The sequence below is a fragment of the Nesiotobacter zosterae genome (assembly GCF_033843645.1).
Taxonomy (GTDB): Bacteria; Pseudomonadota; Alphaproteobacteria; order Rhizobiales; family Stappiaceae; genus Pseudovibrio; species Pseudovibrio zosterae.
Map to the genome: position 1 here is coordinate 144,770 of NZ_JAWXVZ010000009.1, position 20,081 is coordinate 164,850.

A 20,081-nucleotide genomic window follows, 5' to 3' on the forward strand; every position below is an offset into this window, starting at 1 on the left:
AAACAGTGGTTTCTGACCTTTGGCAACTCGCATCAGATCACGCTCCAGTATCTGCCACGAGTGCCCGCACATCCTTGGATGTTTCGGCCGTTACAGCGGACTGAGCCAAAGCTCGGCAATCCGCCATGTTCAGGGTGCGAATGAGCGCCTTGACATCAGCGATCACCGCAGGCGTGGCCGAAAGCTCGGTCACCCCCAATCCGATAAGGAACGGAACCGCTGCCACGTCTGATGCGGCCCCACCGCATACAGCAACTGTCCGTTCGTTCTTTGCGGCCCCAATGGCTACCTGCTCTATCAGGCGCAGCACACCGGGATGCAGAGCATCAATGCTCGGCGCAAGAGCTGGGTTGCCGCGATCCATGGCCAGCCCGTATTGCGTCAAATCGTTTGTGCCGATCGAGAAGAACGCCGCTTCTTCTGCCAGCTGAGCGGAAGTCAGCGCCGCTGCAGGCACTTCAATCATGGCGCCCACTTCAATCGGCTCGTCCCGTCCAAGCGCAACGCGCTCTTCTTCGATCATCGCCTTCACGGCCCGCAGTTCGGTAACCGATGTCACCATTGGAACCATGATCTTGGCGATGCCGTATGGGCGAACCCGCAGAATTGCGCGCAATTGAGTGCGAAGCAGTTCCGGCTCTTTCAGTGTTGCGCGAACACCGCGCACACCCAGTGCCGGGTTTTCTTCCTCAGGGATCGGGAAATAGGCCAGAGGCTTGTCCCCGCCCGCATCAAGAGTGCGGATGATCACCGGACGGCCCTGCATGGCATCCGCAATCGCCTGATACTCCTGGAACTGCTCATCCTCAGTCGGCGCAGACGCCCGGCCGAGATAAAGAAATTCTGAGCGCAGCAGACCGCAGCCTTCAGCGCCTTCCGCCATGGCAACCGTGGCATCATCCACTTTACCCAGATTGGCGAAAACCTCTATGCGGACACCGTCCGCCGTATAGCAAATCTCATGGGCGGTTTTGCGGTTCAACTCACGCTGTTTCACGCGCTTTGCCGCTGCATCCCGTGTCTTTTGCTGCGTCTCCTCGGAGGAGAACACACGCATCGCACCCGTTGGGCCATCAATAATGACAGGCGCACCTTCCGGCACCCGCACCACATGCGGCCCAGCCGCAACGATGGTTGGAATGCCCATGGATTCAGCAAGGATCACGGCGTGAGACGTCTTGCCACCGGCTGCCATGCAGATGCCTGCAAGGCGACCGCGAGGAACCGCCGTTAGTTCGGATGGCAACACCTCGTCGGCCACCAGAATGCCGCCCTCTGGGAAATCAGCAAGGGTTGCGCGAGGATCATGACCGGTCAAAATGCCCAGAACCTGAGCTTCAAGATCGCGCAGATCTGCCGCCCGTTCAGACATCCGGCTGTCAGCAAGGCCTTCAAGCACCGCAACCATCTTGCCAACCACGTTGGTCCAGGCCCACTCAGCACTCTTGCCATTTGAGATCAAGTCGAGCGTGCCGCTTGCCAGCTCAGGCTCGCTCAGCAACGTACGATGCGCCTCAAAAATCTCGGAGGCATGACCTTCCCCCTTCGCCGCGGTTGCAAGACGGTCATTCATCACCGCCATGGCTTGCTCAAAGCGCTGCTTTTCGCTGCCTGCATCCTCGGCATACTCGGAAAACTGATGAGCTGCATGGAACAAGCGAACTGCCGCACCAACGGCAACGCCCTGTACCGCCGTTGTGCCATCGGCCAGCACTTCTTCTTGGCCCGGCTCGAACGGAGGCAGATCATCGGCAAGCTGAATGGGTGTCGAAGACAGTGTTGCCTTCTTGGCGGCGGCAGCCGGAACAGCCTGCTCATCTTCAAAAACGGGATCTCCAAGACCCGCCGCGATGGCAGCTGTCAGCTTCTCAAGCGTTTCACCTGCGCCAGGTCCGCGCACGGTCACAGCCAGCGTGTCGCCATATGCGGTGCCAAGAGCCATCAGGGACACGACGCTCTTTGCGTCGGCGCTCTTGCCATTGAGCTCAATGGTTACCGACCCAAAGAACTCACGCGCTGCATTTGCAAGGGCTGCGGCTGGTCTGGCATGCAGGCCGCTTGCAATCATCAGCCGCACATCTTTAGTGGCGACTTCATCTGCATCGGAGGAGACAGAAGAGGACGCTTCTACTGCTTCGCCCTCAACAGCCATGATGAAGTCGCCACTTTTGACCTCACAGTTCAAGACACGGTCTTCAATGGGATACCCATCACCATTAGCCACAACCATGATTACCTGAAGACTGCGAGCTGCTGTCGCTACCTTGTCCATATCAAAGGAGATCAGCTTGTCGCCCGCGCGAACAGCCTGACCGTCACTTACAAAAGTCTCAAACCCGTCGCCACCAAGCTCAACCGTATCAACGCCAATATGCATCAGAATTTCAGCGCCGTTGGCAGCGCGGATCGTGCAGGCATGCTTCGCACGGTGAATGGTTACAACTGTGCCATCGCAAGGAGCACAAAGGTCCATCTCGAACGGGTCTACCGCCAGACCATCACCAATCAGGCCTTGTGCAAACGCCTCATCCGGCACGTCTGTGAGAGGTGTCGTCCAGCCAGTGATCGGGGACTGCAAACGAACAGCGGTCATTGGTTTTTATCCTCAGCTTCAAGTGACCGACGCAGAACGCCTCCGGCGGCTTGCAACCGCGCTTCAATGGCGTCCTCAGCAACTCCGGCAAGACCAAGCACGGCGCGTTTCACAGAGCCAAAGCGCACAATCGCGTCGGCGGCCTCCTCCTCGCTTGTGTTGGCAATCTGCGCCACCATGGCCGCACAGCGTTTGCGAAGTTTTGCGTTGGACGGGCGCACGTTCACCATCAGGTTGTCGTGAATTCCGCCCAGTCGGGTCATCAGCGTTGTAGAAAAGAGATTGAACAGAACCTTCTGCGAGGTTCCCGCACCGAGGCGCGTAGAGCCAGCCACCACTTCTGCACCGGTGAGCGCAACAATCATGTGGTGAGCAACAGCTTCAAGTGGAGATCCGGTGTTGTTTGCAAAACCGATGGTCAGGGCACCGCGTTCCCCTGCACGCTTGAGCGCCTGCACGGTAAATGCGCTGCGACCGCTGGCAGAAACACCCACCACCACATCGTCTGCTGTTACATCCAGATCATCAATGCGGGCGGCACCCACATCGCCTTCATCTTCAACAGAGTCCGCCATGCCGTTCGACAGATCCAGCCCACTGGGGAGGATCACCACCGCACGTTCGTCGGACCAATCGAAGGTGGAACCGAGTTCCAAACTGTCTAGCAGGGAAATGACGCCGGAAGAGCCCGCGCCTACATAAATCAATCGACCTGAAGAAGAGCCAAGCCGAACCGCAGCTTCATCCACCGCCGGAGCCATCTTCTCCAGCGCTGGCAGAACCGCTGAGATCGCGCGCATCTGGCCATCCCACAACGCAGAAAGAATCTCCGTGGTGTTCCAGGTGTCTAAGCCGCGAAACCTTTCTGCTGCTTTTTCTGTGCTGTCCGACATGTGTCCTCCCAGCGCACGAAACTCCAATTGGAGCTATATTGGACTGCATATGAACATACCGATGACACAATCCGGACGCAACCAATTTTTAATACCAATTTAATACCAGAGAACCGATTATGGATATCACCATGCATACCAATTTTTGCAACTAGTTGTTTTTGCTATTTATATATTACACCAATTCGCAGTAATCCTTACCTCAAAATTAACATGTTGAGAGACCAATCAAAAACATCCCTTGCAAATTGGTACGGTATTGGTATGCTTTAGTCGTTCTCATGGAACTTGGGAGTTCACCATGTCTATTAATGCGCCAGAGGCTTCAGGCATCGAGCCAATCGAGCTGTCGCCAAGTCTGCCTTTGCCGTTGTACCTGCAGCTTGCAAAGCATCTGCGGAATCAGATCACCAGCGGAAAGCTGGCTGAGTACAACGCGCTTCCGGGCGAACGTGAATTGGCCGAGACCTTTGGTGTTTCCCGCGTCACAGTGCGCAAGGCTTTGTCTTCGCTGACAGCCGAGGGATTGCTGAACAAGCGCCAGGGCTCCGGCTGGTTCATCAATAACAGCCCGCATGTGGAGCAGCGCCTGTCAGCCCTGACCAGTTTCACCGAAGACATGTCCTCTCGGGGACTGCAGTCTGGAACGGTTTGGCTTGGCCGGTCGATTTCCCATGCAACCCCGGAAGAAGCTCTTGCCCTCAACTTGCGACCGAGAGAAGAGGTTGTACGCCTCAACCGCCTGCGTTTGGCAGACACCACTCCACTGGCCATAGAGCTCAGCGTGGTGCCAACAAAGTTTCTCCCGGATCCTTTTGCCTTTGACGGATCACTGTACCAGCACCTGCGGAATTTGGGTCACGCACCCCATCGCGCCCTTCAACGCCTGAGCGCCGTTCGGCTGATACCGGACCTTGCTCGCCAACTGGAACTGCCAGAAGGCGCGCCAGCACTTTACATCGAGCGCCGTACTTTCCTTGAAAACGGCACACCGCTCGAGTTCGTCGCCTCTCATTACAGAGGCGATGCCTATGACTTCGTTGTTGAATTAACACTGACGTAGCACCAGTCAGGAAAGGCTTTGTTATGACCTTGACCCAAGCAGAACGGACCGCACTGGGCCGGGAGGCGTTGGAGACGCCTGCACGCGTCCGCGTTCAGTTCGAAAAGAACGCTGAAGTTCTGAATGACCTTGCCGCGCGCCTGCGCACCAAGCCACCGCGTTTCGTTGTCACCTGTGCCCGAGGCAGCTCTGACCACGCCTCCATGTATGGCAAGACGCTGATTGAGAACTTTGCAGGCCGCGCCGTTGCCTCCGTTGGCATGAGCATCGCATCCGTTTACGACCGGAAGCTGGACCTGACCGATTCCCTTTTCATCGCAGTCTCTCAATCAGGTCGCAGCCCAGACCTCCTGCGCCTCACTGAAATGGCGAAGGATCAGGGCGCGACCATTGTTGGTCTCGTCAACGATGAAACCGCGCCGTTGAACGAGCTGGCAGATGTCGCCTTGCCGCTGTGCGCGGGTCCAGAAAAAAGCGTTGCCGCAACAAAGTCTTACCTTCTGTCGTGCTCTGCCTTCTTGAACCTTGTTGCCAAGTGGACAGACGACAAAGACCTCAACGAAGCCGTCGCCCAGCTGCCGGACGCATTTGAAGCCGCAACCAAGCTGGATTGGTGGCCGTACCTGCAGCAATTGCAGGACACCCGCAACATGTTCGTGCTCGGCCGCGGCCTCAGCTTCGGCGCGGCACTTGAAACAGCGCTGAAACTGAAGGAAACTTCTCGCATTCATGCGGAGGCATTCAGCGCAGCAGAAGTCATTCACGGCCCGCTGGGTCTGGCAGGCACCGGTCTGCCGGTTCTCGCATTGGGTCAGGAAGACGAAGCGGCCCAGACCATTCGCGATACCATTGCTCGGATCACCGAGCTGGAAGGCACAGTGCTTTCCGCGATCGATGCTCCGAACACAACACGGCTGCCAACGGTTCCGGGTATTCAGCCTGTCATCCAGCCGCTCACTCAGCTGCTCAGCTTTTATGTAGCGGTGCAGCATCTTGCAGTGAGCCGCGGCATCGACCCTGACAACCCACCGAACCTGCGCAAAGTCACGGAGACACGCTGATGAGACGCTTCCTTACAGGAGCCCGCGTTTTCAATGGCGACCGCTTCTTGAACGACACGGGTATTTTACTGGCAGATGGCAAGGTCGAAGCCTTGCTGCCAGCCACCGCCACACCAGAAGGAGCGGAGATTGTCCGCTTCTCACCGGACGCCATCATCGTGCCGGGCTTTCTCGATCTTCAGGTTAATGGCGCGGGCGGCGTTCTCTTTAACGAAACGCCAACCGCAGACGCCGCGCGGCGCATCGCCGAAGCCGTGCGCCCCCATGGTGTCACAGGCGTTCTGCCAACCCTGATCACCGACAGCAAGGAAGCGCTGGAAGCCGCATGCTCTGCAACGGGTGAAGCGATTGCGGCAGAAAACAGCGGTGTTCTGGGCGTCCATATTGAAGGCCCGTTCATCAGCGTGGAGCGCAAGGGCGTTCACAATCCTGATTACATCCGCCAGCCAGATCAGGACGATCTCGATCTGATCAGCAATCTGGCCAAGGATCTGAACGAGAATGACGCACGCATCCTTCTGACCATTGCGCCAGAGAATGTGGCAGACGAGGCATTGGCGCAACTGGCGTCAAACGGCGTCGTGCTTTCTGCGGGCCACACTGCCGCCAGCTATGAACGTACGGTAGAGGCAACCCGCAACGGCGTGACAGGCTTTACCCATTTGGGCAATGCCATGCCGCCGATCCAGAACCGCGCACCGGGCCCCGTTGCAGCGGCGCTGTCCACCCGCGACACCTATTGCGGCCTCATCGCCGATGGCATCCACGTTCATGCCGGACTAATGAAGGTGATGCTTGCAGCCAAACCACAAGGCCGCATCTTCCTTGTGACGGACGCCATGCCGCCCGTTGGCACCGACGCAGAGACCTTCATTCTTTACGGACAGACGATCTACCGCCGCGACGGACGCCTCACAACGGCCGATGGCACCCTTGCCGGGGCGGACATCGATATGGCGAGCGCCCTGCGCAATTGCGTCACCATGCTGGATGTGCCGCTGGACGAAGCCTTGCGCATGGCCTCGCTTTATCCAGCAAGCTTTATTGGTCTCGAAAAGAAGTATGGCCGCATCGCACCTGGTTACGCGGCAGACTTTGCCATCATCAACGACGATGTCGAGCCACTAGAGACCTACGTGGCAGGCAATTCCGTTTGGTCCAAGGACTAAAAAAAGTATTTCAAGCTCCCACCCCGGAACGTCCCCCAGAGCGCTCCGGGTTGCCCGAAAGGGCACAAGAACACATACCTCCCTTGCGACTCAGTTCGCACCTTCACCGGCAGTTCGCATCAAGCGGCTGCCGGTTTTTCTTTCAAACAAACCGCCCGCAAACCGGAACCGTGACTGGCCTCTGCCTTCACGCACACATGCACATGCACCTACATATAAACATTAGCTAGCGCTACGCCCGCACCTGTGGTGCCGCTAGCAATCCAACCGCAAGACAGCACAGCACGTGTCGAAACGTGGTGCCACAGGAGCCCATTACAGCGCTCATCTGCACCGCGCCTTTCACCCTGCCTACTCTCCCCTCAGAGCCTACCTGGTCTCCCCTGCTTGACGTTGCGCTAGAAAGTGAAGCGCAGTCCCGCCAAAGGCCCATGACTTGTCAAATCCACGGCGTCGTTGCCGCTGGACCAATCCTGATAGAGCGCTCGGTAACCGCCAAACACCTCCAGATCGAACCGGTCAAGCTGCCACTGCTTTCCGAGCACCGCCAGGCCTTGCGCACTGATGTCAGCGCCGCCCGTGCCGATATCTGCGTAAAGGCGATAGTTCCAGCCATCCACATGCGCACCGGACAGACGCGCACCCACAATGCCATCCACCCAGGTCAGTGTTTCGTCGAAATCCCGCTCAAGTGGGCCGATGGAAACATTCAGAGCCGCACGGTAGTAGGTGTAGCGCAGCCCCAAATGCCCTTCAAAAACAGTGTGCCAATTGGCACTGGTCCTCTCAAAGAAGTCGTAATTCAGATTTGCGTGAGAAAGCACATAGTCATAGTCCAATCCAGCCGCCAACGACACAGGCCCGGAGCGCAGGTTGAAATCATCGCGGGCAAACTCGAGCCCCAAAATGGTCGTGTCCAGCATCACGCCCCACGGCCCATGGCTCCACTCCCCAGCCAACACGAAGGGTGGAAAGCTCAGTTCCCCATCGGAAATAAGCTCAAGCACATTAATACCGTTGAACTCCACGCGCTGATTGTTGACCGTCATTGACCCATTGAAAAACGGTGCCCAAAAGTACGGAACCACAGCAAATCTCTTCTTTTCAGGAAACGTGTCGAGTTCGTACCCATCGCCCAGATCCGCAGCCTGAACAGGACCAGCGAGGCACATCAGCACGAGCGCCACAGCGACGCCCTTCAACACCTGAAGCACCTGACCACACCGAACCATTGACTGGAATCCCCCGAAGATTCACAACATGATTACGGAACCGGCCTTCCCCCTCAAACCCCGAGAACACATCCCTGAAAACAACCTCAGCGAAAAGCGCAGCCCCCTCACCCTAGGGAAAGACCCCAAGAGAACCGCGCTGCAATTGCGGCACAAGAGGATGTCGGGGAATGCGTCACTTCCTGCAGGGCAACTTTGCGAAGCTTATGCAAGTTTTTGAAGTGACTGGTGCCGCTGATAGGACTCGAACCTACGACCCCATCATTACGAATGACGTGCTCTACCAACTGAGCTACAGCGGCTTTCCATGTCCGGATCAAATCAACGGACGCGGGTAAGTTCGAGCTTGATACCCAAGCCCCCTTAAAGATGCAAGAGGGGATTTTCGCTAAACCCTGCAGTCATCCACCAGCAATAAACAACGCCGCGCGAGGAGACCTCAACGCGGCGTCTTTTTCTGTCATGCGTCGTAGACCTTCACGCCCTTTGGTTTAGGCGCCTCAAGATCTTCTTCGCCGTCTGGGCCCGGGTCATCCGGCAGATGAGAAAGCGGAAACTCCACCAGCTTGCCGTCCTTCATCTGCGGAGCCTTTTGCTTTGCCTCTTCGCCTTCAACCGGGGGCTGATGGGCATCAGGAATGATCACCAGATCGGCCTCAGCGGTTGCAGGCTCATCCGGGATCGGCGCATCTGCCTTCACCGCGGGTTTGGAACTCACCTCGGGCTTTGCCGTGGCCTGTGCGGCCTTGGCCGCAGTCTCGGGCTCAGCAGGCTTCACCGGTTCGGGCTTGGCTGCCTCAGCCTTTGCTGGCTCCGGCTCGCTCACCAGCTCGGCCTCATCCGCCTCGCGGGAAACAGGAGCCGCCTCTTCCACGGCCTCTGCCTCGGCAGTCATCGGCTCGGCAGCTGTCGCGGCTGCAGCGCCCCCAGCAGCGGCGGTTGGGGCCGCCAGCACTGGCGGTTCAAACAGCGCATCCTCCAAAGGCTCAAGGGTCGGCCGGTCTTCCTCATTGGTTTCAGGCTGCTTCCACTCATAGGCATCCAGACGCCCGGTCTTGGGCGATACCGGTGCCCAATGCGCGGAAATCATGCCATCGGCAATCCAGACCTTGTCTTGAGGCGCACGCACCGCGCGGCCCATCCATTCACGCACCCGGCCTTGATCGCCATATTCCATCTCTTCCAGATCGGCCATCAGCAAGAATGCACGCTGCGTTGGCTCCGAGCGCAGAACCTTCTTCAGCTGGGCACGCGCTTCATCAAAGTCGCGCGCGTCCATCGCCGCAATGGCAACCGCCAGCGCGCCTTCACCAGAATGCGCACGCAAGTTGGCAAGGTGCTTGACCCGGTTCAAGCGGTCGAGAATGGAATCGCCCGGACGCACATGGGCATAGGCATCGGCAAGGTCAGGATGCGGTGCCAGCTTCCAGGTCGCTTCAATGGTCTTGGACGCCTTGCGAATGTCCCCACGACGGGATTGCAGCCGAGACGCCACGAGCGCGGCAGGCACCAGATCAGGTGCCAGACCATGCGCCTCCACGGCCAGTGTACGGGCGCGATCCGGATCCTGGCTTTCCAGCTCAAGCGCGCGCGCTGTGAGCAGAACAGCCTTGTGGCGGCGATAGGTCTTCTTGTCGATCAGCTTGCCGGTGTAGTTCCGGTTCAGGCTGGAAATTGCCGCTTCCCAGTCTCCAGAAACCGCTTGATAGCCCAGCACCGCCTTGCCGGCCCACTTCAGGCCCGGAACCAGAGCAGAGGCTTCCTGCGCAAAGTGGCGGGCGGCCACAGGCTCTTGCTGACGCTCTGCTTCAATGAACAACCCATGCAGGCCAACGGCTTTGGCGCGAGGGTCTTCCAGCATAGCCTCAAACCGCTTGCGGCTGTCCGCATGGTCACCAAACATCTGCGCAGCTTGGGCCAACAGCAGCTTGGCAGCGGGCTCATCGCCCTTCAACAGCTTGTCTGCCTGCAAGCCGTGCTTGCGCGCCGCCATTGCATCGCCTGCGCCTAACGCCAGCAACCCTTTGGACAAGGCATCAAATCCACGATCCTTGCGCCGCCGCTGCATGAAACGGCCAGTCAGGCTTGGGAACTTCCAGATCAGGCGCATCAGGCCCCAGACGACCACCGTCACCGCCAGCAACACGCCCAGCGCCACCAACGTGGTCAGCAGGCTGGCCTGAATGCGGTAGCCTTCCCAGTCCAGTGTCACGATGCCCGGGCGGTCAGCAATCCACGCGCCGCCCAGCGCGAGCAGGAAGACAACAGCGAAAAAGAACAGTACGCGGATCATGCCGTTGGATCCTTCCGGTTATTGTTGGCTTGCCGTAGCAAGGGATTTCAGAACTTCGTCGGTAACCTTCGCCACCAGAGCATCGGCCTGCAACCGGGCGCGAACCTGACCGGCCCATGTAGCGCCCGCCGCTTTGACCGGTTCTGGCAGTTGGTCATAAGCGGCCAGTGCCCCTTCCAGATCACCGGAAGCCACACGGGCTTCCATCGACCCCAACCGATCCCGCGGTGTGGTGCCCTCATTGTCCCCCGGCGTGCGAATGGAAACGAGAGACTGGGCACTGTTCATCAGCCGGTCTACCACGCCTTCACTCTGGCTGGTCACGTCCGCAGCACTCATGGCGCGGGCTGCACCGCCGAAGCGGGCAATCAACTGGCTGCGTGTCGGAATGCCAGAGGACGCATATTCCTTGAGCGGGGCAAGCTGGCTTTTATCGCCGGTCATGACCGCTTCCACCGCGCTAAGCTCTGTCCCATAAGGACGCCCGCCCTCGACGGCCGCCTGCAGTGACGCAATCGCAATGGCACGGGCGGCCCGCTCCTGCGCACTGGCATCCCCCACGCGCTGCTCCAACCGGTTCAGCTGAGCCGTCACCGTGTCTGAAAGGCTCTGCAGCTGGCTCACCAGCGCATCCATTTGCACTCTTGTTTCAGCCTGTGTCTGAACCTGCGCCTGCAGGTTGGCTGCAGTCTGAGCAATGCGCGTTTCCAAAGAGGTCACCAGTTGCTGCTGAGAGCGCACTGTCTCCGGCAACTGGGCCAATGACCCGGCTTCCTCCTGAAGCTGCGCAGCCTGTTCCTGCAAGGTCGCAACCTGTGCCTTCACGGCCTCCAACGCTTCTTCAGAGGCCCCCTGCCCAGCCTCGCTCAACGCGGCGATCTGCGCCTGAACCTCTTCCAGTGTGGCCCGCAAGCTGGAAACTGCAGCACCATCTCCGGCCGCGCCCTCATTCACGAACCCACGCAGTTCCTCAACACCCTTGGCCAGTTCCTGAACCTGCGTGTCATAGGTCGCCCCCAAAATGTCACGCATCTGGTCAAAGCTGGCGCTGGCACTTTCCTCTGCGCTGGCAACACGTTCGCGCAACTCGTCAAAAAGATCTTGCGCAGGCGCTGCCGTCACCGATGCTCTCAGGTCAGAAATCTGCTGTTCAAGCGTTTCAACACGGTCCTGCGAGGCAGCAACGAGCTGCTGAAGCGCTGTCTGCTGTTCTTCCTGCTGCTGCGAGGCCAACGAGAGCACGCCCATCTGCTGCAGGCCATATCCGCCGCCCATCACCACAAGACCGCCAATCACACCGGCCGCGATAAGCGAGCCTAGTCCGGCTCCGCTCTGCTTTTGGCTGGCGCTTGCGTTTGCCACAGCACCCGCCGGGGCGGCCTGCTTTGGCTTGTCTGCGGTTTTGCTGTCCTCTGGCTTCTTGTCGTCCGCCTTTGGAGCAGCAGCTTCTTTTGGCTTGTCCGCGCCCGTTTTGGCACCAGCAGTGGAGGCGCTGGCATCAGGCTTGGTCGGTTCCGCCGCTTTCTCGGCTGCCCCCTTCAAGGGGCCATCACCGCTCTTCTTCTCCGGCTCTGCCGCCTTGGCAGCGGCGGCAGGCTTGGTAGCTTCCTCAGGCTTTTTTGTAGGGTCCGCCTTTGCGGCTTCCGGCTTCGGCGCTTCTGGCTTTGCCTCAGCAGCCTTGTCCTTGGCAGGGTTTGCGGCTTCCTTCGCGGCCTCAGCGACCTTGGCAGCTTCCGCCTTTGCCTCCTGCTCTTCCGCAAGAGAGGCCTTCACCTCTTTAGCTTCCAGATCAATGGTCACATTCTTCCGCGCTGGCCGCCGCCCTGATGGACGTGCGCCCGCAGATCGATTTGTGGAGCTGCCGCTACCGGTGTCTCCGGTCTTTGGTTTGTCAGCTGCCATCAAACATCCTCCATCTGTAAGCCTTGGGGGCAGTGTCGCAATTTGCTCTGGCAATTACCAGTGAACACCACCGTTCATGTTACGCCACATATTTCAGCGCAGCGCAATCAAGAGAAATCCGATCTAATCCGCCAGCGGTTTCTGTCCTATTAAATCGAGCAGAGCCGCTTCGGTCGGTTCGCGGGCGATTTCCACCTCCGCAAATCCGTCCAGCGCTGCCGCGATTTTCTCAGAAACACATAGAGCTTTCATAGAGTTAACGAACACTGAGATTTTTTCAAGGCGCATCAACTGCGTAAACGTGTGCGCTGTACGCCGCGAATAGAACAACACCCGTTCAAACTCCCCTGCCGCAAGCCGGTGTGCCGTATCGGCAGAAAAGCGCGCCTTCGGCTCCATGGAATAGACCACAACACCGCGACACTTTATCCCATGAATACTAAGAGCTTTTGGCAGATCTCCGCTCAGGTCCTGCCCACAGGGGTAAAAAACCGTTCCCCGGGCACCCACCCGCGCCATCAACGCCGTTAAATCTTCTAGCGTGCCTGACGCGCTGTAAATGCGCTCGAATCCAACCGCACGCGCTTCTTCAGCGCTGCGATCTCCGACGGTAAAGATTGGAAAACTCAACAGCTGCGGCAGAACACCCAGCTCTTCAAGCGACCTCAAGGCACGGGCGCTTGTCAGCGCCACCGCCCCCACGTCGTCCAGCATCAGGGCGCCCGGCTTGGGGCGCACCACCTGAAACTGCAGCAATGGCTCAATGCTTACCTCGTGCCCCATAGCCTGCAGTTGCGCCGCTGTCCGCGATGCTTCGGGCTCTGGTCGGGTCACAAGAATACGCATCAACTCTCCAAAAAGTCTGGCCCCGCCTTGGCGTAAAGCTCCTTACCGGCCGCCTCGCCAATGCTCCTTGCTTCGCTGATCGGGCCTTCCCGCTCCACCCGGTGGGTTTGGCTGCCATCGGGCTTGATCACTTCACCCCTGAAGAGTATCCGCTCTCCCTCTACAACAGCAAGTCCCCCAATCGGCGTGCGGCACGAACCGTCCATTTCCGCCAGAAACGCCCGCTCCACCGTCACGCGCGCTTCGGTCTCCGCATCGTGGATGGGTGCCAGCATCTTGGCAATCTCGGCGTCGTTTTCGCGCACCTCAATGCAGATTGCCCCTTGCCCCACCGCCGGCAAGAACTGCTCGGTATCAGCGCGCGAGGTAATCAGATGCTCAAGACCGAGGCGATGCAAACCGGCACACGCCAGAAAGGTGCCATCCACCACGCCTTCTTCCAGTTTGCGCAGCCGCGTTTGCAGGTTGCCGCGGTACATGACCACCTCAATGTCCGGACGCAGCCGCTTGATCTGAGCCTGACGGCGCAAGGAAGAAGAACCCACAACCGCGCCCTGTGGCAAATCTTCCACCCGCGCCGCTTTTGGGGATAAAAATGCATCACGCACATCTTCCCGCGGCAGATAGGTGGTCAGCGCCAGCCCTTCCGGCAATACCGTTGGCATGTCCTTGGTAGAATGCACCGCAAGATCAATGGTGCCATCCAGCAGCGCCTCTTCGATTTCCTTTGTAAACAGGCCTTTCCCGCCCGCTTCGGAAAGAGGGCGATCCTGAATCTTGTCGCCGGTCGTCTTGATGACGACAACCTCAAATGCTTCCTCTGGCAGCCCGTGGGCATCCATCATTCGCTGCCGGGTTTCATGCGCCTGTGCAAGCGCGAGGGCACTTCCACGCGTGCCGATCTTGATCAGTTTTTTTTGCAAGGAACTCATTTCCAACGCTAGGGCCTCGTGCTAATGGAGCGGGTTAAAGCGTTCGACCTATAAAATCAATCGGCCATTCGGGCATTAACAAAGAACAGGTCATAAGGAGACACCGGGTGCTGACCGTCCTCGGCATAGAAACCAGTTGTGACGAAACCGCCGCAGCCGTGGTGCGCGTAAATGAGAACGGAGAGCACGAAATCCTCTCCAACGCCATCTATTCGCAAATCCATGAGCATGAGACCTACGGCGGCGTTGTGCCGGAGATCGCGGCCCGCTCTCACATTCAGGTTCTGGATGGAATCGCCCAAAAAGCCATGGATGAGGCGGGCACCAGCTGGGATGATCTCAGCGCCGTTGCCGCCACTGCTGGCCCAGGCCTGATCGGCGGCGTCATTGTCGGCCTCATGACAGCCAAAGCCATCGCCATGGCAGCCAACAAGCCCCTGCTGGCAATCAACCATCTGGAAGGCCACGCACTGACCGCACGCCTCACAGACAAGGTGGCGTTTCCCTATCTTCTCCTGCTCGTGTCAGGTGGGCACACCCAGTTCCTTCTGGTGAAAGGCATCGGTGAATACGAACGCCTCGGCACCACCATTGACGACGCCATTGGCGAAGCCTTCGACAAGACCGCCAAGCTGCTTGGCCTGCCCTATCCCGGCGGCCCTGCAGTGGAACAGGCAGCCGCCAAAGGCGATCCGAAGGCCTACAAGTTGCCGCGCCCGTTGTTGGACCGTCCCGGCCTCGACATGTCTTTTGCGGGCCTCAAGACGGCCGTGCGCACCGCAGCGCTCAAGGAAGAGCCGGTCAGCGACGAAACAATCAACAACCTTTGCGCCGCGTTTCAGGAAGCGGTGGCAGATGTCATCGGCCATCGTTCCCAGCGGGCCTTCGAGCTGTTCAAAGAACGCTTCCCGGAAATTGCTCCGGTCATGGTCATTGCAGGCGGTGTAGCTGCCAACAACGCCATCCGCACCCGGCTGACCGAGGTTGCCAGCCAGAATGAAGCCAGCCTGATTGCGCCGCCGCACAAACTGTGCACCGACAACGCTGCCATGATTGCATGGGCGGGCATTGAACGCCTGCGCACCAAGGGGCTGGATCAGGCTGCCACAAACGGGGATGGCGACGACATGGAAGAAGTGCCGCGCCCACGCTGGCCCTTGGACCAACTCTCTGAAAGTGTGTTTGGCTCCGGCCGAAAAGGCGCTAAGGTCTGAGCGCGTCTCCTCCAGAGCATTCTTTCACGCAGGAAATCCATGCACACTTCTCCTAGAGAGCTGGCCTTCAAGGCCTACATCTACCTGACCTGTGGCCCGGAGCTGTTGGTCATGCATGAACCGGAAGTGCCGGAAGATGAGGGCTTTCAGGTTGCAGGCGGCACCGTTGACCCCGGCGAGAGCTTCCTTCAGGCTGCACTGCGAGAGTTTGAGGAAGAAACCGGCTTGAGGCTGTCTTGCGCGCTCGACCTTCTCGACGAGGAAACATACCTCAAACAGGAGGTTCGCAATCCCGGCTGGCAGCGCCGTGTGTTTTATCACGCCCGCCTGCGGGAAAAGCCCGCAGAAACCTGGGATCACTACGAGATGCATCCAAGCGACGGCAGCGATCCGATCCTGTTGCGTTATCAGTGGCTGGACCTGCGAGAGACCGCCAATCTGGATCCAAGTCTTTACTACGCGGATTTTGATCGCCCGCTCGCAGCACTTCGCAAACGCCTCGGTTTGGTTTGAGTTAAGAAAGGCCTGTTCATGTCTGACCCAACAACCTATCAGACCATCGCTGTGCTGGGTGGCGGCTCTTGGGGCACCGCGCTGGCGCTGGCCGCGTGCCGCGCCGGACGAACCGTGCGCCAATGGGCCCGTGATGCAGAAACCGTTGCTGCCATCAACGAGCACAACACCAACCCGAAGTATCTTCCCGGCATCACGTGGGCTGAGCACATCACCGCCACGACAGATCTGGAAGAGGCGGTTAAAGGGGCTGATGCGATCCTGCTTGTCACCCCGGCGCAAACCACCGCTGTTGTCCTTGAACAAATCAAGCCATGGGTCACCAAAGGCACGCCCCTTGTGCTCTGCGCCAAGGGAATTGAGGCCAGCACCGGCCGACTTCTCTCAGAAGTTGTGGATGAATCCTTGCCGGACGCCATCGCCTGCGCGCTCTCTGGACCCAGTTTTGCCGTTGATGTGGCCAAGGGCCTGCCCACCGCCGTGACCATCGCCAGCGAAAACGCCTTGGTTGCCGACCATCTTTCAGAAGCACTCGCCTCCGCGAGCTTTCGGCCCTACGCCACGGACGATCTCATCGGCGTGGAAGTCGGCGGCGCGCTCAAGAACGTGCTCGCCATCGCCTGCGGCGCGGCAGTGGGTTACGGCCTCGGCGCCAGCGCGCAAGCCGCCCTTACGGCACGCGGATTCGCAGAACTCTCCCGTTTAGGGGCCGCTCTGGGTGCCCGTAAGGAAACTCTTACCGGCTTGTCTGGCCTTGGCGACCTTGTGCTGACATGCTCCTCGGAGCAATCCCGCAACTTCGCTTTCGGCCTTTCCATTGGGCGCGGCACGGACCCGCAGAGCCTTGTAGCCCCCGGTCAAAAGCTTGCCGAAGGCGCGCACTCAGCGCGCATTGCCGTCTCTCTGGCCGCAAAACACGGTGTCGACATGCCCATAGCAGCAGCCGTGGCAGAGGTCGTAACCGGCAAACTGAGCATCGAAAAAGCGCTCAGCGACCTAATGACGCGTCCGCTAAAGCGCGAGGCGCACTAATCGCCGTTTCCCTTTAAAGTTTACGTGTTGGATAGTAATGAGATACGCGTAATCTGCGATTCTGCATGAACTCGGGAGGCGAACCCATGCTGTATGCGATCATTTGCACTGATAAGGCCCATGCCACCAACCTGCGGCAGGAAACCCGCACGGCTCACTTGGAATTCATCAAGAACCTGGGACCACGCGTCAAGGCGGCAGGCCCCTTTCTGGCCGACGACATGACAACTTCAACCGGCACCTTGCTCATTGTTGAATGTGCAAATCGCGATGAAGCACTGGCAATCTCTCAAGAAGACCCATATTCAAGCGCTGGCCTCTTTGAATCCGTAGAAATCCGTCCATGGAACTGGCTCATCAACAATCCGGAGACCTGATTTGAACTACTGGCTTTTCAAGTCTGAACCGAACAAGTGGTCATGGGACCAGCAGAAAGCTAAAGGCGATCAAGGTGAAGAGTGGGATGGCGTGCGCAATTATCAGGCACGCAATTTCATGCGCACCATGCAGATCGGCGACCGGGGCTTTTTCTACCATTCCAACATCGGCAAAGAGATTGTTGGCATCGTGGAAGTATGTGCTCTGGCCCACCCTGACAGCACCACCGACGATCCACGTTGGGAATGCGTGGACATCAAGGCGGTCTGCGATGTGCCCAAGCCGATCACCCTTGCAGATGTGAAAGCCGACGAGCGTCTTTCAGACATGTCTCTGGTCACGTCCATGCGACTTTCCGTTCAACCGGTAAAGCCAGAGGAATGGGATCTGATCTGCCGCTTGGGCGGTCTGGATCCCGACAAGATCTGAAACCAGCACAAATGATGATTAGGAAGGCCTGTTCCAATTGCGGTTCAGGCCTTTTTCATTGGCCCGCTCAATGGGGCAGCACCACCCAATAATCCAGGTCGAGCAGCACACCCGCCTCATAGTCCCCGGCGTCGGACTTCCAGGGAAAATCATGGCAGGGCCGGTCCTTCGTTGCCACCGTCCGAAGGCGCAAGGCACCAACATCGTCCCGCTCCAACAGCTCCCGCTTGTCCAGCACCTCAGACCACGCGTAGACCGTGTCCCCGGCAAACAGAGGCGCCACATGACGCCCGCCGTTGATGGCCGCCACATGGAACGCGTTGCTCAGGCCGTTGAATGACAGGGATCGGGCGAGCGACATCACATGCCCGCCATAGATCAGCCGGCGGCCGTGCGGCGTGTTTTGCGCCAAATGCTGATTGAAGTGAACCTTGGCGGTGTTCTGGAAGAGCCGCGTTGCAAGCTGGTGCTCCGCTTCTTCCACCGTCATGCCGTCCACGTGGTCAATCTTCTCGCCAATTTCATAGTGGTCGTAGCGAAATCTGGAGCCCGACTGCGCCTCATCCCAGCCCGACTGATGAATGTGAGGCACCGCATCGCCCAGCTCTTCGACCGCCACCACCGTATCCAGCGGCGGCACGTGGTCGGGCCCACATGTGGCTTGGGGATCGCGCTTCGGCACCATCACCCAGCGCACATATTCCAGCGCCTTCTCACCATCCTGCCGATACCCCACCGTGCGCACATAAACGATGCCGGTCTTGCCGTTGGAGTTCTGCTTGACGCCAATCACTTCAGAGACCGCCACCACCGTATCGCCGGGGTACAGCGGCAGGAGAAACCGGCCCTCGGCATAGCCAAGGTTCGCCACGGCATTGAGGGAAACATCCGGAACCGTCTTCCCGAACACCATGTGAAAGACCAGCAGATCATCAATTGGCGCTTGCGGATAGCCCACCGCGTTGGCGAAGGAATCCGCAGACTGCACCGCAAAACGAGAACCAAAAAGCGCCGTGTAAAGAGCCGTATCTCCATCCGTGATGGTGCGCGGCGTGCCGTGGCGCAGCACCTGCCCCACATAAAAATCTTCGAAGAAGTGGCCCCTACTGGTCTTTCCCGAGATGCTCATCGATGGTCCTCAGCTTGCCTTCCCGAACACGCGCTTAAGTGGCACCATTCAACAGGATGGCCCAGGCTCAGGCAACCCGAACCTTTGTCCCTCCGCCAGATTAACGTAGAGGCTTCAGCGGCAAACTCTGTTAGAATGGACGATCCGAGCCCAGCGCTCAGACTACCGTTCAAACTCTAAAGACAACAGGAGGGTTGTATCATGGCAGACCGTAAGCTCATCTCATCAGGGTCGCCCTTCGAAAAAGTTGCAGGCTATTCCCGCGCCGTTGTTGAAGGGGATTTTGTCTATGTGTCCGGCACCACCGGCTATGACTACAGCACCATGACCATGCCAGATGACGCTGCAGCTCAAACCGCCAACGCCTTGGAGACCATCAAGGACGCCCTTTCAACAGCCGGAGCCACCCTGAATGACGTGGTTCGGGCGCGGTATTACGTCACTGACCGTGCTTATGTGGATGCGGTCTTCGCCGTTCTGGGCGAGTACTTCGCCGACATCAGGCCCGCTGCAACCATGGTAATCTGTGACCTCATCAAAGAGGAAATGAAGGTTGAAATTGAAGTAACGGCGAAGCTAAAATAACAATTGCCGTTTGGTTCGGCGCCACTTCACTTCGAGACTACTTCAGCGATGCAAGTATTTTCACCTATGGAGACCGGCGCCACCCAACCCAAATGAGTTTCAAAGGCGGCAAGAGAACCAGGGACCAACAGGACAGAATGAAAGATTTTCCGAAGGAACTGCTTGCTGGCTACAGCCGCTACAGAGAGAACACCTACCCGTCCCTTCGCGAGCAGTACAGCGCGCTGGCCATTTATGGTCAGGACCCCAAGGTGATGGTCATCTCCTGCTGTGACAGCCGCGTCACCCCGGAGGGGATTTTCAACGCTGGGCCGGGCGAACTGTTCGTCGTGCGCAACGTTGCAAATCTCGTCCCACCGTTTGAGGATGACAACGGCACCCACGGCACCAGTGCCGCCATCGAATATGCCGTGACCGGTCTGGAGGTGGAGCACATCGTGGTGCTTGGCCACTGCAAGTGTGGCGGCGTTCAGGCATTCCGGGCCCGTGGCATCAACCCGCAGTCTCCCGGCCAATTCCTTGGCCCGTGGATCAAGCAGTTGGAGCCTGCGGCCATCGAGCTGGCCTGTAACCCGGTAGAGCCCAATGAAGACCCCCAGCTCGGCATGGAGTATGCGGGCATTCGCCAGAGCTTGAAGAACCTGCGCACCTTCCCGTTCATCACCAAACGGGTGGAAAGCAAGTCGCTCCAGCTTCACGGCGCGTGGTTTGACATTGGCGCGGGCGAGCTGCGGGTCATGGACAAGCAAACATCCAAGTTCATTCCGGCCGTTGATCTGCTTTCCGTCCTCGGCTTGGCCTGATCAAGTTGTTGGGC

18 protein-coding genes and 1 tRNA gene are annotated in these 20,081 nt (G+C 58.7%); 10 read left to right on the forward strand and 9 right to left on the reverse strand.

The window, feature by feature from the left end; translation table 11 throughout:
* Window positions 1-37: 37 nt before the first annotated feature.
* Window positions 38-2,593: a phosphoenolpyruvate--protein phosphotransferase gene (ptsP, locus tag Q3Y58_RS14595; protein ID WP_319622737.1), complete on the reverse strand. Its 2,556-nt coding sequence runs from the start codon at window positions 2,591-2,593 to the stop codon at window positions 38-40.
* Window positions 2,590-3,486, reverse strand: a complete 897-nt coding sequence (locus Q3Y58_RS14600; protein WP_319622738.1) for an N-acetylmuramic acid 6-phosphate etherase — start codon at window positions 3,484-3,486, stop codon at window positions 2,590-2,592. The genes ptsP and Q3Y58_RS14600 overlap by 4 nt, the downstream gene beginning before the upstream one ends.
* Before the next feature lie 301 nt (window positions 3,487-3,787).
* Between Q3Y58_RS14600 and Q3Y58_RS14605 the strand changes: the two genes are divergently transcribed.
* From Q3Y58_RS14605 to nagA, 3 genes are read left to right on the forward strand one after another with little or no spacing between them, the layout of a single operon-like run.
* Window positions 3,788-4,549 (forward strand): GntR family transcriptional regulator, encoded by a 762-nt coding sequence (locus Q3Y58_RS14605; RefSeq protein WP_274219908.1) that lies wholly within the window; start codon window positions 3,788-3,790, stop codon window positions 4,547-4,549.
* 23 nt (window positions 4,550-4,572) lie between these two features.
* The gene (locus Q3Y58_RS14610; protein WP_319622739.1) at window positions 4,573-5,610 is read left to right on the forward strand and encodes an SIS domain-containing protein; all 1,038 of its coding nucleotides are present in this window, start codon (window positions 4,573-4,575) and stop codon (window positions 5,608-5,610) included.
* Window positions 5,610-6,779 carry an N-acetylglucosamine-6-phosphate deacetylase gene (gene nagA, locus Q3Y58_RS14615; protein WP_319622740.1) on the forward strand — a complete coding sequence of 390 codons (1,170 nt, stop codon included), beginning with the start codon at window positions 5,610-5,612 and terminating at the stop codon, window positions 6,777-6,779. The genes Q3Y58_RS14610 and nagA overlap by 1 nt, the downstream gene beginning before the upstream one ends.
* Window positions 6,780-7,177: 398 nt before the next feature.
* Here nagA and Q3Y58_RS14620 read toward each other — a convergent pair whose 3' ends face one another.
* The 6 genes from Q3Y58_RS14620 to hemC form a co-directional block, all read right to left on the reverse strand.
* Window positions 7,178-8,011, reverse strand: a complete 834-nt coding sequence (locus Q3Y58_RS14620) for a hypothetical protein (RefSeq protein ID WP_319622741.1) — start codon at window positions 8,009-8,011, stop codon at window positions 7,178-7,180.
* 226 nt (window positions 8,012-8,237) lie between these two features.
* Window positions 8,238-8,313: transfer RNA gene (locus Q3Y58_RS14625), tRNA-Thr, on the reverse strand.
* A 158-nt stretch (window positions 8,314-8,471) separates the two neighbouring features.
* On the reverse strand, window positions 8,472-10,304 hold the full coding sequence (locus Q3Y58_RS14630; RefSeq protein ID WP_319622742.1) for a heme biosynthesis protein HemY: 1,833 nt from the start codon (window positions 10,302-10,304) through the stop codon (window positions 8,472-8,474).
* A gap of 18 nt (window positions 10,305-10,322) precedes the next feature.
* Window positions 10,323-12,206 (reverse strand): hypothetical protein, encoded by a 1,884-nt coding sequence (locus tag Q3Y58_RS14635; RefSeq protein WP_319622743.1) that lies wholly within the window; start codon window positions 12,204-12,206, stop codon window positions 10,323-10,325.
* A 123-nt stretch (window positions 12,207-12,329) separates the two neighbouring features.
* On the reverse strand, window positions 12,330-13,052 hold the full coding sequence (locus Q3Y58_RS14640; protein WP_319622744.1) for a uroporphyrinogen-III synthase: 723 nt from the start codon (window positions 13,050-13,052) through the stop codon (window positions 12,330-12,332).
* Window positions 13,052-13,990: a hydroxymethylbilane synthase gene (gene hemC, locus Q3Y58_RS14645; RefSeq protein ID WP_319622745.1), complete on the reverse strand. Its 939-nt coding sequence runs from the start codon at window positions 13,988-13,990 to the stop codon at window positions 13,052-13,054. Before hemC ends, Q3Y58_RS14640 begins: the two co-directional genes overlap by 1 nt.
* Before the next feature lie 104 nt (window positions 13,991-14,094).
* Here hemC and tsaD point away from each other — a divergent pair, with 104 nt between their 5' ends.
* The 5 genes from tsaD (at window position 14,095) to Q3Y58_RS14670 (ending at window position 17,550) form a co-directional block, all read left to right on the forward strand.
* The gene (gene tsaD / locus Q3Y58_RS14650; protein ID WP_274220115.1) at window positions 14,095-15,198 is read left to right on the forward strand and encodes a tRNA (adenosine(37)-N6)-threonylcarbamoyltransferase complex transferase subunit TsaD; all 1,104 of its coding nucleotides are present in this window, start codon (window positions 14,095-14,097) and stop codon (window positions 15,196-15,198) included.
* A 39-nt stretch (window positions 15,199-15,237) separates the two neighbouring features.
* Window positions 15,238-15,711, forward strand: coding sequence for an NUDIX domain-containing protein (locus Q3Y58_RS14655; RefSeq protein ID WP_319622746.1), 474 nt, complete (start codon window positions 15,238-15,240; stop codon window positions 15,709-15,711).
* 18 nt (window positions 15,712-15,729) lie between these two features.
* Window positions 15,730-16,743 carry an NAD(P)H-dependent glycerol-3-phosphate dehydrogenase gene (locus Q3Y58_RS14660; protein WP_319622747.1) on the forward strand — a complete coding sequence of 338 codons (1,014 nt, stop codon included), beginning with the start codon at window positions 15,730-15,732 and terminating at the stop codon, window positions 16,741-16,743.
* 86 nt (window positions 16,744-16,829) lie between these two features.
* Complete coding sequence (locus tag Q3Y58_RS14665) at window positions 16,830-17,120, forward strand: YciI family protein (protein WP_274219897.1); 291 nt, start codon at window positions 16,830-16,832, stop codon at window positions 17,118-17,120.
* 1 nt (window position 17,121) lies between these two features.
* The gene (locus Q3Y58_RS14670) at window positions 17,122-17,550 is read left to right on the forward strand and encodes an EVE domain-containing protein (protein ID WP_274219896.1); all 429 of its coding nucleotides are present in this window, start codon (window positions 17,122-17,124) and stop codon (window positions 17,548-17,550) included.
* A 67-nt stretch (window positions 17,551-17,617) separates the two neighbouring features.
* Here the strand turns inward: Q3Y58_RS14670 and Q3Y58_RS14675 are convergent, their stop codons facing one another.
* Window positions 17,618-18,679 carry a MaoC family dehydratase gene (locus Q3Y58_RS14675; protein ID WP_319622748.1) on the reverse strand — a complete coding sequence of 354 codons (1,062 nt, stop codon included), beginning with the start codon at window positions 18,677-18,679 and terminating at the stop codon, window positions 17,618-17,620.
* A 201-nt stretch (window positions 18,680-18,880) separates the two neighbouring features.
* Here Q3Y58_RS14675 and Q3Y58_RS14680 point away from each other — a divergent pair, with 201 nt between their 5' ends.
* Window positions 18,881-19,264, forward strand: coding sequence for a RidA family protein (locus Q3Y58_RS14680; protein WP_274219894.1), 384 nt, complete (start codon window positions 18,881-18,883; stop codon window positions 19,262-19,264).
* Window positions 19,265-19,401: 137 nt separating this feature from the next.
* Window positions 19,402-20,067, forward strand: a complete 666-nt coding sequence (locus tag Q3Y58_RS14685) for a carbonic anhydrase (RefSeq protein ID WP_274219893.1) — start codon at window positions 19,402-19,404, stop codon at window positions 20,065-20,067.
* The last annotated feature ends 14 nt before the right edge of the window (window positions 20,068-20,081 follow it).